This is a genomic window from Rhodococcus rhodnii NBRC 100604 (assembly GCF_001894925.1).
GTDB lineage: Bacteria > Actinomycetota > Actinomycetes > Mycobacteriales > Mycobacteriaceae > Rhodococcus_F > Rhodococcus_F rhodnii.
In genome coordinates this window covers 22,602-35,942 of record NZ_BCXD01000019.1, presented here as the reverse complement: position 1 = coordinate 35,942, position 13,341 = coordinate 22,602, and the positions used below count along the sequence as shown (strand labels likewise).

Sequence of the window (13,341 nt, the reverse complement as noted above, 5' to 3'; positions counted from 1 at the left end):
TCCCGTTCTTCCGCCCGGCACCCACGGTTCGCATTACGCTGGATTCGGACAGTCGGGTGTGTGCTGCACGGGAGGCGCGGACGATGGATCTGCAGGCCATCAAGGAAATAGAGCAGCTCAAGCATCGTTACGTGCGCGCGCTCGACACCAAGGAGTGGTCCGCGCTCGCGGACACACTCACCGAGAACGTCTCGGCGATCTACGGCCAGTACATCGATTTCGACAGCCGTGACGCTTTCGTGTCCTTTCTCGAGAACACGCTCGGCACGCACGTTCTCACCGAACATCAGTGTGGTCAGCCGCAGATCGACGTCACCGGCGACCGCGCGTCGGGGACATGGCAGCTCGCCGACACCACGATCTTCCCCGAGGACGGACTGCTGCTGCGCGGCTCGGCGTACTACACCGACCGCTACGTGCGCGCAGCCGACGGCGTCTGGCGGATCTCGCACACCACCTACGAGCGCACCTGGGAGGCCGCTGTCGCACTCGACGACATGCCGGGCTTCCGGCTCGCGTTCAATCGCTGGGACGAGCTCGAGCCGCCCGCCTCGGCCTGACGTCCGACACTTTTTCTTCGTGCACCCTGTCGCTCAGGTCGCCGCGTGCCGCGGGTGGGCGCGCTGGACGCGCAGCCATACGGCGAAGCCCCACACCACGAATCCCGCGTACACGAGATACAGCACGGCCGACGGATAGAAGCCGGCAAGCAGCAACTGGGGCACGCCGACGGCGTCGACGCCGAGCCACACGAGCCAGAACTCCGTCCAGCCCTTGGCCATTCCGTACGTCGCGAGGACCGAGCCGGTGAAGATCCATGCCTCGGCCCAGTTTCCGTACGAGCCGATGTACTCGAAGATCTGCGCGAACACGACGGTGCCGACGACGAGCGCGACGAGCAGGCCGGCGCGCTGGCGCCCGGTCGCCCAGTGCGGCAGGACGGCCTCGCCCGAGCGGTGCTCCGCACGCCACCACCGAATCCAGCCGTACGTACTGACGGCGACGAAGAGCAGCTGCCTGCCTGCCTGGCCGTAGAGGTTCAGGTCCTGTGGGGTGTGGAACAGCGCGCCCATGAACACCGTGAACAGCAGTGCGTTTCCGACCATCCCGACGGGCCAGGCCCACACGACCCGCCGCATCCCGCCGATCGCGGACGCGATGCCGAACCCGTTGCCGATGATCTCCCGCCACAGGATCGGCCGGCCCGCGATGTGCAGCTCGGCTTCGAACAGCGCCTGGAGGACGTTCACGCCACCGGCGGCATCAGCCGTCTTCGCCGGCGACGAGCGGCTCGAGCGTCAGCTCGGGGAACTCCTTGAGGATGTACTGCAGCCGCCACTTGTCGCTGAGCAGCGCGAGCATCACGCCGTCCGACCGCGTGAAGACTTCGACGCCACGCTGCCGGTTCAGTTCGTCCGCGGAGGCGGCGTCGGTGCGCCGCGCGATGCCGTACGGCAGCGATTCCATGCGCGCCTCGACGCCGTACTCGGCCTTCATCCGCGCCGCGACGACCTCGAACTGCATCGGCCCGACGGCGGCCATCACGGGCGAGGCGTCGCCGCGAAGGTCGTTGCGCAGGATCTGCACGACGCCCTCGGAGTCGAGCTGATCGACGGCCTTGCGGAACTGCTTGTACTTGCCGGCGCTCTCGGCGCGCAGGATCGAGAAGAACTCGGGTGCGAACGACGGGATCGGCGGGAACTCGACCTTGCCGTCGAGGTAGAGCGTGTGGCCGGGGGCGAGTGCGTTCGCGTTGACGAGGCCGACGACGTCGCCGGGGTAGGCGTCGTCGACGGTCGTGCGTTCGCGGCCGAACACCGTGAGCGCGTACTTCGTCGCGAACGGCTTGCCGGTCTGCGCGTGGGTGACGACCATGCCGCGCTCGAACACGCCCGAGACGATGCGCATGAACGCCAGGCGGTCGCGGTGAGCGCTGTCCATGCCCGCCTGCACCTTGAACACGACGGCGCTGAACGGATCGGTGACGGCGCGCTCGCTGCCGTCGACGGCCGTCCGCGCTGCGGGCGCGGGGGCGAGCGCGACGAGGGTGTCGAGGATCTGCCGCACGCCGAAGTTGAGCATCGCGGACGCGAAGATGACGGGGGAGGTGCGGCCGGCGACGAACTCGTCCTGGTCGTGGTCCTGGCCGGTGGCCGAGAGCAGTTGGCTCTCCTCGGTGGCCGTCGTCCACTCCTCGCCTTCGCGCGCGAGGGCGGCGTCGGCGTCCATGACCTCCTCGGGAGCGATCTTCGCGCCGCCCGCCGTGCGCGTGAAGTGCACGTAGCTCGTCGCCTCGCCGTCGGTGCCGCGTTCGAGCAGGCCGCGGAAGTCGCCGGCGATGCCGACGGGCCAGTACAGCGGTGTCGGCGTCAGGCCGATGCGCTCGGAGATCTCGTCGAGCAGCTCCAGGGGAGTGCGGCCCGGCCGGTCCCACTTGTTGATCACGGTGATGACGGGGATGCCGCGGTGGCGGCACACCTGGAACAGCTTGAGCGTCTGCGGTTCGAGGCCCTTCGCGGCGTCGATGAGCATGACGGCGGCGTCGACGGCGGTGAGGACGCGGTAGGTGTCCTCGGAGAAGTCCGAGTGGCCCGGGGTGTCGACGAGGTTGACGACGTAGGGCGTGTCCGATTCGCCCACGGTGTCGGGCGCGTACTCGAACTGCAGCGCGGTCGAGCTGACGGAGATGCCGCGAGCCTTCTCCATCTCCATCCAGTCGGAGACGGTGGACTTGCGCCCCGCCTTGCCGTGCACGGCACCCGCCTCGGAAATCACCTTGGCGTGCAGCGCCAGGGCCTCGGTGAGCGTCGACTTGCCGGCGTCGGGGTGCGAGATCACCGCGAAGGTCCGCCGGCGTGCCGCTTCGGTTCCGACGCGGCCGGCTCCCGGGCGCTCCGCCGAGGCGAGGGTGGACGCGTCGGACGCGGGCGGGGTAGTCAACGAGGGGCCTTTCGGGTGTTCGGGATGCGGGCGCGCACGGCGTGTCGTCGTCGAGACAAGAGTGGGCGCTGCCGGACCTTCCCAGAATACGCGCCGGGTGTGCGACCCGACGTGGCCCTTCCGTAACGCCGCGGGGGCGTGTACGGATGACAGTTCGCAGAGGCTCACCGACGGACGGGGCGGTGGGCACGGGCTTCTGGAGAGAACAGATGAGCAGGTTCACCGACGAGATGTACGCGACCGCGGCATCGACGACACGAGGGCTGGTCACGGGCGAGCCCGACACGCCCGTGCGGCAGACGTGGGGCGAGATCCACGGCGTCGCGCGGCGCATGGCCGGAGCGCTCGCGGAGGCCGGCATCGGCCGCGGCGACGCCGTCGGCGTCCTTGCGGGTCAGCCGGTGGACATCGCCCCCGGCTGTCAGGCGATCTGGATGCGCGGGGCCTCGGTCACGATGCTCCATCAGCCGACGCCGCGCACCGATCTCGGTGTGTGGGCTCGCGACACCGAGACGGTGATCCGGATGATCGACGCCACGGCGGTCGTGCTCGGCGCGCCGTTCGACAGTGCGAAGCCGCTGCTCGAGGAGCGCGGCATCACCGTCCTCACGATGGCGGAGCTGGCGGCCGGACCGGACACCGATCCGCTCGAGACGTCCGAGGACGACATCGCGCTGCAGCAGTTGACGTCCGGGTCGACGGGCTCGCCGAAGGCGGTGCGCATCACGCACGAGAACTTCTTCACCAACGCGTACGCGATGATCGATCGCATCAAGTACTCGCTCGACGACGACGTCATGGTCAGCTGGCTGCCGCTGTTCCACGACATGGGGATGGTCGGGTTCCTCAGCGTCCCGATGCAGGTCGGTGCCGAGGTCGTGAGCATCACGCCGATGGACTTCCTGCGCTCGCCGCTGCTGTGGGCAGAGCTCATGGACAAGTACCGCGGCACCGTCACCGCGGCGCCGAACTTCGCGTACTCGCTGCTCGCGCGGCGGCTGCGGCAGGCGGACGACGCCTCGCTGGATCTGAGCTCGGTCCGCTACATGTGGAACGGTGCCGAGCCGGTGGACCCGGACACGATGGACGCCCTGGCGGAGGCCGGCGCCCGGTTCGGTCTCGATCCATCGGCGCTCGCGCCGGTGTACGGGATGGCGGAGACGACGCTCGCCGTCTCGATTCCCGAACCGAACCGCGGTCAGGTCCTCGACGCCGTCGATCCCGACTTCCTCGAGGCGATGAGCCGCGCTGTGCCGTCGACCAAGCCGAACGCGCGCCGGCTCGCGACGCTCGGGACGCTCGTGCCCGGGCTCGAGGGACGCGTCGTCGGTGACGACGGTGCCGACTTGCCGGTGCGCGGGGTCGGCGTCATCCAGGTGCGCGGCAAGGCCGTCACACCGGGATACCTCACGACGGACGGTCTTCGGCCCGCGCAGGATCCCGACGGCTGGCTCGACACCGGCGACATCGGCTACTTCACCGAAGAGGGTCTCGTCGTGGTGTGCGGACGCGTCAAGGACGTCATCATCATGGGTGGCCGCAACATCTATCCCACCGACATCGAGCGTGCCGCGGCGACGGTCGGCGGCGTGCGCCCCGGCAACGCCGTCGCGATCCGTCTCGACGCGGGCAACAAGCGCGAGAGTTTCGCGATCGCGGTCGAGACGAACGACTTCCAGAATCCGGACGAGGTCAAGCGCATCGAGCACGACGTCGTGCACGCCGTGTTCTCGGAGGTCGGCGTGCGCCCGCGCGCCGTCGCGGTGCTCGGTCCCGGTTCGATCCCGAAGACGTCGTCGGGCAAGCTGCGCCGCGCGAATTCGGCTGCGCTGCTGAGCCGTTAGCCGCTCTCGCTCATGTCGTACCCGGCGGCGTCGCGGTGTCGATCTCGACCCGGACAGCGCCGTCGGGCGAGCGGCGCGTCACGGCGTGCCCCGTGAGCGTCTCGCTGCCGATCGTCGCGGTGATCGGTCCGCCGCCCCCCGTGAAGTTGCGCCACCAGGTCTTGGCGCCCGGTGCCATGACGTAGACGACGAGGCCCTCGTCGGTGCGCTTGTAGGAGACGGGAAGGGTGACGGTGCGCCCCGATCGGCGGCCCGTGTACCGGAGCACGGCGACCCATCGCCCGAGCAGTGGTGTGAGCGGCTCCCAGCGTGCGACGCGCAGCAGCACTCGATTCACGCTCGCGTTGCCGATCTCGAAGAACCGCCGTCCCAACGCCGTCGGACTCGGTGCCATGGTGCCTCCTCGCGCGTGGATGCTGCGAGCGTTCCGGTTCTCTCGACCGCGCGGTACCGATTGTGATACAAGTCACACAAGGTCCGTTCGGTGAGTCAGGGAGTTGCAGCGATGACGTCGACCGTCTCTTCACAGCACGACACGACACCACACCCGGGGGTAGAACCGGCGCCCGCGACCGGCACGATCGATCTCGGTTCGTGGATCGCGCGGCGTGCCGCCATCTCGCCCGAACGGCCCGCGATCACCTTCGACGGCGAGACACTGACCTACCGAGCGTTCCAGCAGCGGATCGACCGCGTCGCCGCTGTGCTGGCAGCGGGCGGCGTCGCCGCGGGCGATCGCGTCGGGTATCTCGGCTTCAATCACGTCGCGTTCCTCGAGTCGATGCTCGGCGCCGCCCGGATCGGCGCGATCTTCGTACCGCTCAACTTTCGGCTCACGGGCTCCGAGCTCGCATGGATCCTCACCGATGCGGGCGTCCACACCCTCGTCGCCGACGGTGATCGCGCCGCGATCGTCGATCCGGCGCTCGCCGAAACTCCGGTGCAGCGCGCGATCGTGGTGGACGACGGCGCACCCGGCGACCGGTGGGAGTCCTACGCGGCCCTCGTCGGCGCGCACGATCCGATCACCGCGGCGGCCGTCGTCGACCCGTCCGACGTCGCGCTGATCATGTACACCTCCGGCACGACGGGACGCCCCAAGGGGGCGATGCTCACGCACTCGAACTTCTTCCAGAACAACGTCAACGGACTGCTCGCGATGGACAGCTCGCGCGACGACGTCACCCTCGTCGGCGCGCCGCTGTTCCACATCGGCGGGCTCAACGTGACGACGCTCGTGACGCTGCAGAAGGGCGGGCACGTCGTCCTGATGCCCGCGTTCGATCCCGCCGCGGCGCTCCGGATGATCGCCGAGCACCGCATCACGACGATGTTCGGCGTGCCCGCGATGTTCCTGTTCATGGCGCAACTCCCGGAGTTCGAGGAGGCGGATCTGTCGAGCCTTCGGTTCCTGGTGTGCGGCGGCGCCCCGGTGCCGGAGCCGCTCATCCGCCGCTACGGCGACCGGGGCATTCCGTTCGCACAGGGCTACGGACTCACCGAGACCGCGCCCCTCGCCCTCGTCATGAGCGTCGACGAGACGAGCCGCAAGATCGGAGCCGCGGGCAAGACGACCTGCATGCTCTCGGACGTCCGCGTCGTCGATCCGGACGGCGCCGACGTCGCGGTGGGGCAGAACGGGGAGGTGTGCGTGCGCGGTCCGCAGGTGATGGCGGGCTACTGGCGCAACCCGGAGGCGACGGCGCGCGCGATCGACGAGGACGGCTGGTTCCACACGGGGGATCTGGGCCGCGTCGACGAGGACGGCTACGTCTACGTCATCGACCGCATCAAGGACATGATCATCACCGGCGGCGAGAACGTGTACCCGGCGGAGGTCGAGTCGGTGCTCTACGACCACCCGGCGGTCGCCGAGGTCGCCGTCATCGGGCTGCCGGACGACACGTGGGGAGAGTCCGTCACCGCCGTCGTCGCGACGGGCGGCGCGGACCTCGACCTCGACGACCTCGCGCGGTTCGCGCGGGAGCGGCTCGCCGGCTACAAGGTGCCCAGGCGCCTCGAGTTCGTCGACGCGCTCCCGCGGAACCCGAGCGGCAAGATCCTCAAGTTCGTGCTGCGTGAGAACTACTCCTGACGCTCAGTGCAGCCGGTTCTGGGCGCCCTCGAGGCCGAGCTGCAGCAGCAGTTCGACGGCGTCGGCCGCCTGCTCCACGAGGACCGGGAGCTCCTTGCGTTCGGTGGTCGCGAACGGCTTGAGCACGAAGTCCGCCGGCGCCTGCCTGCCGGGGGGCCGTCCGATGCCGAACCGCGTGCGCAGGTAGTCCTTCGTCGTCAGGGCCTGCGAGATGGACCGCAACCCGTTGTGCCCGCCTTCGCCGCCGCCTTGCTTGAGCCGGATCGTCCCGAAGTCGAGGTCGAGTTCGTCGTGGATCACGACGATGCGTTCGGGTGGGATCGAGAAGAACCGGGCGAGCGCCGCGACGGGACGGCCCGAGAGGTTCATGTAGGTCCGTGGCTTCGCGACGATCACCGGCCGCCCGGCGAGGCGGCCCTGCACGGCCTGCGCGCCGCTCTTCTTGTGGACGGAGAAGCGTCCGCCGACGCGGTCGGCCAGAACGTCCGCGACCAGGAAGCCGATGTTGTGGCGAGTCCGCTCGTATTCGGGACCGGGGTTTCCCAGCCCGACGACGAGGGCGGTGTCGTCGCTCACGGTGTCACCTTTCTCGCAACGTGCTCCCGAACGACGGCGGCGCGTCCCCGATCACGGGAACGCGCCGCCTCGTGCGGTGCTGTCAGCTCTCGTCCGACGCCTCGGCCGCAGCCTCGTCCTCGAGGGACTCGGAGGGCAGCTGCTCCTCGGGGATGTCCTCCTCGAGGTCGGCGGCGGTGGGGGCGGCGACGACGTTCACGATGAGCAGGTCGCCGTCGCTCTGCAGCTCGGCGCCCTTGGGCAGGGTGAGGTCACCGGCGGTGATCTGCGTACCGACCTCGGCGTTCTCGATCGAGACCGTGATGCCCTCGGGGATGTCGAGTGCGTCCGCCTCGACCGAGATAGCGTCCGCGTCCTGCGTGACGAGCGTGCCCGGAGCCGCCTCGCCCTCGACGGTGACGGGGATGTCGACGACGACCTTCTCGCCCTTCTTCACGACGAGCAGGTCGGCGTGCTCGATGTAGTTGCGGATCGGGTGGATCACGACGGACTTGGTGAGCGCGAGCTGCTGCTCGCCGTCGATGTTCAGCTCGACCAGCGCGTTCATGCCGTTCGCGCGCAGGATCGCGGCGAACTCGAGCGACGGGAGGTTGAGGTGGCGCGGGTCGGTACCGTGGCCGTAGAGGACGGCGGGGACGTTGCCGTCACGACGCGCGCGGCGGGCGGCACCCTTGCCGAACTCGGAACGGACGGCCGCGGTGAGGCGATTCTGATCGGACATGGTGAAGCGGCTCCTGTGACTGCTGCGGTGTGTCGGTCGTGTGCTCGTGTCTCGGTCGTGAGTCCATCGGCGACGAGACGCGCACACGGCACGGGAGCGGAACGCTCGCACAGCGCCGGAGCCGCGTCGATCACGGTGAGCCGGGACGGAACCCGATCACCCTCGCCGAGACAACTCGGTCCACTCTACCCGACCGCCACAGGGGCGGACGAATCGCGTCCCGTCGCATCGGTGGGAGCCGCGACCGGCGTCGACCCGGCGGCCGCGACGCCCGCGCGGCGACCGTAGAAGCTGCCGTCACCGAGCGACGTTCCGCTCGCGTATCCGCCGGCGCACACGCCCGACGTCGTCCGTCCCGCGGCGAAGAGCCCGGCGATCGGTGCGCCCGACACGTGCAGCACCTCCGCGTCGAGCGTCGTCCGCAGACCGCCGAGCGTGAACCCACCCGTCGAGCCGCGCAGGTCGATCACCGCGAACGGCGCCCCTATCGGACGTACCCACTCGGGCTTCTTCCCGAAGACGGGGTCCGAACCCTCGGCGGCGTACGTGTTGTAGAGCGCGAGGGTGGACTCGAGCGCGCCGCTCGCCAGGCCCATCTCCGCTTCCAGTTCGGCGGCGGTGTCGCCGACCCACGTGATCGGGCGGCGCAGTTGCTCGGTCGCCGTCGTCGCGGCCATCCCGTCGTCGTAGCCGCGCTGGTCGATGACGAGGAACGCCGTGTTGCCCCGGCGGAGCAGCGTCTCCTGCCCGATCCGGCCGGGATAGGTGTCCTCCGCGATGAACCGCTGCCCCGAGCCGTCGACGAGGATGCCGCGCACGAGAAGCTGCGGATCGCAGAAGAACGCGACCTCGGTGGCGTCCATGTGGGCGAGCTGGGCGCCGAGCGCCTGCCCGAGCCGGATGCCGATGCCGTCGTGCTGCTCGATCGCCGCGCCGGGACGGCCGACGAGATGGGGTGCGTAGTCGGCGACCATGCGTTCGTCGTACGCGAAGCTGCCCGTCGCGAGGACGACGCCGCGTCGCGCGAACACCGCTCGGCGCTTGCCGTACTGCTTGGCGACGACGCCCACGACGCGGTCGTCGTGATCGATCACGAGCGACTCGATCCGGGTGTCGTAGCGAGCGGCGACGCCGAGCGACTCGGCGACCTCGACGAGCGGGCGCATGAGCATGTAGCCGCCGCCCTTCTCGCCGCTGACCTTGCCCGACATCTGCGGGACGTGCCCACGCGGAGCGGGCCGCACGACGTCACGGAAGGGCGCGGCGTTCTCGCCGCCGGAGTACATGAGGCCGTCGTCGAACGGCGGCTCCCAGCCCGGCTCGCCCCAGAAGGTCGGCTTGAACGGCACGCCGCACTCGACGAGCCAGTCGTAGTGCGCGCTGCTGCCGTCGCAGTAGTCCGCGATCTTCGCCTCGTCGGCGCCGGGGCCGAGGGCGGCGAGCATGAACTGCTTCATGTCCTCGGGGCTGTCCTCGAAGCCGCACGCGCGTTGCAGCGCCGTCCCGCCGCCGAGATACACGAAGCCGCCGGCGAGCGACGCCGCGCCGCCCCAGCCGCCGGTGCGTTCGAGGACGAGGACGTCGGCGCCTGCGCGTGCTGCTTCGATCGCGGCGCACACGCCCGCGATCCCGTAGCCGGCGACGACGACGTCGGCGGTCTCGTCCCAGTCGGCGATGTCGTCGATCGAGCAGTGCAGGGGTGACGGCGTTGGCTGCGGCATCCGGCGTCCTCTCGGGAGGTGTGTCGCTCGGGAACCCGTCGGTCGTGTCGACCTGAGAAACGGACTCCGACACGAAAACCGTTGTAGCCGGACGCCTTCGGCGTGAGCAACGAGAAGTCCCGGTCGGCGGGACGGCGCTATTGCAGGTAGCCCTCGACTTCGGATTCCGAGCGCGCCTGCGCCGAGTCGGGGTCCTGTCCGGCGCGCTTGAGCGCGTCACGACGGCGCAGTAGATCCCAGCACTGATCGAGCGCGGCCTCGACCTTCTTCAGGCGCTCGCGCTCCTCGTCGGGGGACACCGTCCCCTGCTGCACTCCGGTACGGAGTTCGTGTTCCTCGCCGACGAGGGTCTGGATCTGGGCGAGGATCTGTTCGTGATTCACGGTGGCCTCCTGCGCGTCGAACCGTGCGGGCACGGGCCGGAACGGCCCGTCCGCAACGCTAGCCGACTTCGAGGTCGCGGCGCCCCGTCTCGGTGACGGTGGCGTCGTCGCGGTCGTCGAACATCGCATCGGCGTCGTCGAACATCGCACTGATGCGCGCGCGAATCTCGGTGGTGCTGAGGGTGCCGCGTGCGTGATGTCCCGCAACGCGTGGCGCAGTGCCCGACCCTGAATGCATGTCTCTCCTGGTGTCACCAATCACAAAACTGTCGGTATGTTTGTATCCCATATCACACGATTAGCCAAATCCGACCGTCAGGATTCCGAATAACCGGAGGTCGGGAGCGGATCGGTCGGGATCGGATCGGGATCCGCGTGTTCACCCCCGGATCGATCCGCGCCGACCTAGGCTGCTGGCAGCGACCACGTTCCGCCCAGCCCGCACCAACCGGCCCCGCGCCCGGGGCATCGGAAGGGGAGCGTCATGGCCCACACCACCGTCCACACGCCCACCGGACCCGTCGTGGGTTCGCGTGACGCGGCCGAGGAGTACATCGCCGGCGCGTCCTTCACGTACGGCCCGCCACGACTCATCGGTGCGGAAGTCGAGTGGCTCGCGCGGCGCGCCGACGGCAGCCGCCCGGATCGTGCCGCGCTCGCCCGCGCACTCGCTCATCACAGCCCGCGGTCGATCGCGCGCGACTCGCCGGCGAAGCCGATGCCCGGCGGCAGTGCGGTGTCCGTCGAGCCGGGCGGCCAGATCGAGCTGTCGAGCAGTCCGCACGTCTCGGCGCGTGCCGTCGCCGACGCCGTGGCCGCCGATCGCGAACATCTGGCGGATCTGCTCGCGACCGAGGGCATCTCGCTGACAGCGGCGGCCGCCGACGACGCCCGGGAGCCGGAGCGGATCCTCGACGCGCCGCGATACGTCGCGATGCACCGCCACTTCGGTCGCCGCGGCCCGTTCGGTGCGCTGATGATGTGCAACACCGCCGCGACCCAGGTGAGCGTCGACGCCGGAACCGATCCCGTCATGGTGGAGCGCCGCTGGCGGCTGCTCCACACGATGGGCCCCGCGCTCGTAGCGGCCTTCGCGAGCTCGCCGACGCTGTCGGGATCGCCGAACGGCGAGTGGGCCTCGCAGCGGATGCGCACGTGGCTGCATCTCGATCCGGAGCGCACGTGCGGCGTGCAGTCGAGCGCGCACTATCCGCAGTGGGCCCTCGACGTACCGCTGCTGTGCGTCCGGCGTGACGGCGGTGACTGGAGTGCACCGCACGGCGCGACCCTCGGGCACTGGATCGACGGCGAGCTCGACGGCGTCGTCGATCGTCGTCCCACGCACGGCGACCTCGACTATCACCTGTCGACGCTGTTCCCGCCCGTCCGCGCGTGCGGCCATCTCGAGGTCCGCTATCTCGACGCCCAGCCGGGGGATCGATGGAAGATCCCGATCGCGGCGGTGGGTGCGCTGCTGTCCGGTCCGGGAGTGATCGAGGAGGCGTTCGCGGTCGCGCGGACGACCGCGAACCGGTGGGCCGACGCCGCCGAGTTCGGTCTCGCCGACCTCGATCTCAGGTCCGCGGCGACGGCGCTGCTCTCGCTCGCGGCGTCCTACAGCGACGACCCCGAGTTCGTCCGGCTGCTCGACGCCGACGCCGAACGCTGCTGCCGGGGACTCTCTCCGGTCGAGGCCGAGCAGGCGGGCGCGGAGGTGGCCTACGTATGAGGGAGCTTCGCGACGAGATCGCCGCAGTCCTCGAGCGGGCACGCGATCGGACCGTCGGGCTCACCGACAGCGTCGACGACGCCGACCTCGTGGCGCAGCACTCGCCACTCATGAGCCCGCTGGTGTGGGATCTCGCGCACATCGGCAATCAGGAGGAACTCTGGCTCGTCCGCGACGTCGGCGGCCGTGACGCGGTCCGCTCCGACATCGACGAGCTCTACGATGCGTTCCGGCATTCTCGCGCGAGCCGTCCGGCGCTGCCGCTGCTCGATCCGGGCCAGGCGCGCAGTTACGTGTCGACGGTGCGCGACGAGGTGCTGGAGATCCTCGATCACCATCCGTTGCGGGGCAGGCGGCTCGACGAGGCCGGATTCGCGTTCGGCATGATCGCCCAGCACGAGCAGCAGCATGCGGAGACGATGCTTGCCACGCATCAGTTACGTTCGGGCGAGCCGGTTCTCGATGCCGAGCCGGCGCCGCGTGCGGCCACCGCACCGACGTCGCGCGAGGTCGTCGTACCCGCGGGCCGATTCGAGATGGGCACGTCCGAGGATCCCTGGGCCCTCGACAACGAGCGTCCCGCGCATCCGGTGCACGTCGACGCCTTCGCGATCGACGTGCACCCCGTCACCAATCGGCAGTACCTGGGGTTCGTCGAGGACGGCGGTTACGAGCGGCCCGAACTGTGGACAGAACGCGGCTGGCGTCACCGGATCGACGCCGATCTGCAGGCCCCGCAGTTCTGGAGCCGGCAACCGGGCGGTTCGTGGTGGACGCGCCGCTTCGGGACGGCGCTCCCCGTCGCACCCGACGAACCGGTGATGCACGTCTGCTGGTTCGAGGCCGACGCCTTCGCGCGGTGGGCGGGCCGCCGTCTGCCGACCGAGGCGGAATGGGAGAAGGCGGCGCGGTTCGATCCGCGTACCGGACGCTCGCGTCGCCACCCCTGGGGCGCAGCGGAACCCGGCGTCGACACCGCGAATCTGGGGCAGCGTCATCTCGGCCCCGCCGAGGTCGGGGCGTACCCGGCAGGTGCGTCCGCGCTCGGCGTCGAGCAGATGATCGGCGACGTGTGGGAGTGGACGTCCTCGGGATTCGAGCCCTACCCGGGATTCTCGGCGTTCCCGTACCGCGAGTACTCCGAGGTCTTCTTCGGCGGCGACTACCGCGTGCTGCGCGGCGGCTCGTTCGGGACGGACTCCGTCGCGTGCCGCGGCACCTTCCGCAACTGGGACCATCCCGTCCGGCGCCAGATCTTCGCGGGTCTGCGGCTCGCGCGCGACCTGTCGCCTTCGGAGCGCGGCGACCTGTCGCGTACCGGGCGCAGCTGAG

The 13,341-nt window shown here is 70.0% G+C and carries 13 protein-coding genes; 5 read left to right on the top strand and 8 right to left on the bottom strand.

What is annotated here, in order from left to right; all coding sequences use genetic code 11:
• Positions 1-83: 83 nt before the first annotated feature.
• Positions 84-560: a nuclear transport factor 2 family protein gene (locus RR1_RS14770; RefSeq protein WP_010839741.1), complete on the top strand. Its 477-nt coding sequence runs from the start codon at positions 84-86 to the stop codon at positions 558-560.
• Positions 561-593: 33 nt separating this feature from the next.
• On the opposite strand, the gene RR1_RS14765 is transcribed toward RR1_RS14770, so the two are convergent.
• Entirely contained in the window at positions 594-1,250 is a 657-nt protein-coding gene (locus RR1_RS14765) for a nicotinamide mononucleotide transporter family protein (protein ID WP_010839740.1), read from the bottom strand.
• A 13-nt stretch (positions 1,251-1,263) separates the two neighbouring features.
• Entirely contained in the window at positions 1,264-2,940 is a 1,677-nt protein-coding gene (locus RR1_RS14760) for a peptide chain release factor 3 (RefSeq protein ID WP_010839739.1), read from the bottom strand.
• Between the two features lie 209 nt (positions 2,941-3,149).
• Here RR1_RS14760 and RR1_RS14755 point away from each other — a divergent pair, with 209 nt between their 5' ends.
• Positions 3,150-4,784 (top strand): fatty acyl-AMP ligase, encoded by a 1,635-nt coding sequence (locus RR1_RS14755; RefSeq protein WP_040774852.1) that lies wholly within the window; start codon positions 3,150-3,152, stop codon positions 4,782-4,784.
• A gap of 10 nt (positions 4,785-4,794) precedes the next feature.
• Here the strand turns inward: RR1_RS14755 and RR1_RS14750 are convergent, their stop codons facing one another.
• Complete coding sequence (locus RR1_RS14750) at positions 4,795-5,178, bottom strand: Arm DNA-binding domain-containing protein (protein WP_010839736.1); 384 nt, start codon at positions 5,176-5,178, stop codon at positions 4,795-4,797.
• 111 nt (positions 5,179-5,289) lie between these two features.
• Here RR1_RS14750 and RR1_RS14745 point away from each other — a divergent pair, with 111 nt between their 5' ends.
• Entirely contained in the window at positions 5,290-6,879 is a 1,590-nt protein-coding gene (locus RR1_RS14745) for an acyl-CoA synthetase (protein ID WP_010839735.1), read from the top strand.
• 3 nt (positions 6,880-6,882) lie between these two features.
• On the opposite strand, the gene pth is transcribed toward RR1_RS14745, so the two are convergent.
• The 5 genes from pth to RR1_RS14720 form a co-directional block, all read right to left on the bottom strand.
• A complete protein-coding gene (pth, locus tag RR1_RS14740) occupies positions 6,883-7,455 on the bottom strand; it encodes an aminoacyl-tRNA hydrolase (protein ID WP_010839734.1) in 573 nt (190 codons plus the stop codon).
• Positions 7,456-7,537: 82 nt separating this feature from the next.
• The gene (locus tag RR1_RS14735; protein ID WP_010839733.1) at positions 7,538-8,176 is read right to left on the bottom strand and encodes a 50S ribosomal protein L25/general stress protein Ctc; all 639 of its coding nucleotides are present in this window, start codon (positions 8,174-8,176) and stop codon (positions 7,538-7,540) included.
• A 185-nt stretch (positions 8,177-8,361) separates the two neighbouring features.
• A complete protein-coding gene (locus RR1_RS14730) occupies positions 8,362-9,897 on the bottom strand; it encodes an FAD-dependent oxidoreductase (protein WP_010839732.1) in 1,536 nt (511 codons plus the stop codon).
• A 137-nt stretch (positions 9,898-10,034) separates the two neighbouring features.
• Positions 10,035-10,280, bottom strand: coding sequence for a DUF2630 family protein (locus RR1_RS14725; RefSeq protein ID WP_040774842.1), 246 nt, complete (start codon positions 10,278-10,280; stop codon positions 10,035-10,037).
• 58 nt (positions 10,281-10,338) lie between these two features.
• Positions 10,339-10,518: a hypothetical protein gene (locus RR1_RS14720; protein ID WP_010839730.1), complete on the bottom strand. Its 180-nt coding sequence runs from the start codon at positions 10,516-10,518 to the stop codon at positions 10,339-10,341.
• Between the two features lie 246 nt (positions 10,519-10,764).
• Between RR1_RS14720 and egtA the strand changes: the two genes are divergently transcribed.
• Positions 10,765-12,009, top strand: coding sequence for an ergothioneine biosynthesis glutamate--cysteine ligase EgtA (gene egtA / locus RR1_RS14715; RefSeq protein WP_010839729.1), 1,245 nt, complete (start codon positions 10,765-10,767; stop codon positions 12,007-12,009).
• The gene (egtB, locus tag RR1_RS14710) at positions 12,006-13,340 is read left to right on the top strand and encodes an ergothioneine biosynthesis protein EgtB (protein WP_010839728.1); all 1,335 of its coding nucleotides are present in this window, start codon (positions 12,006-12,008) and stop codon (positions 13,338-13,340) included. The genes egtA and egtB overlap by 4 nt, the downstream gene beginning before the upstream one ends.
• The last annotated feature ends 1 nt before the right edge of the window (position 13,341 follow it).

Coding starts and splice junctions, on each gene's coding strand:
- RR1_RS14770 (WP_010839741.1), top strand. CDS start 84: ATGGATCTGCAGGCCATCAAGGAAATAGAGCAGCTCAAGCATCGTTAC.
- RR1_RS14755 (WP_040774852.1), top strand. CDS start 3,150: ATGAGCAGGTTCACCGACGAGATGTACGCGACCGCGGCATCGACGACA.
- RR1_RS14750 (WP_010839736.1), bottom strand. CDS start 5,178: ATGGCACCGAGTCCGACGGCGTTGGGACGGCGGTTCTTCGAGATCGGC.
- RR1_RS14745 (WP_010839735.1), top strand. CDS start 5,290: ATGACGTCGACCGTCTCTTCACAGCACGACACGACACCACACCCGGGG.
- RR1_RS14735 (WP_010839733.1), bottom strand. CDS start 8,176: ATGTCCGATCAGAATCGCCTCACCGCGGCCGTCCGTTCCGAGTTCGGC.
- RR1_RS14730 (WP_010839732.1), bottom strand. CDS start 9,897: ATGCCGCAGCCAACGCCGTCACCCCTGCACTGCTCGATCGACGACATC.
- RR1_RS14720 (WP_010839730.1), bottom strand. CDS start 10,518: ATGCATTCAGGGTCGGGCACTGCGCCACGCGTTGCGGGACATCACGCA.
- egtA (WP_010839729.1), top strand. CDS start 10,765: ATGGCCCACACCACCGTCCACACGCCCACCGGACCCGTCGTGGGTTCG.
- egtB (WP_010839728.1), top strand. CDS start 12,006: ATGAGGGAGCTTCGCGACGAGATCGCCGCAGTCCTCGAGCGGGCACGC.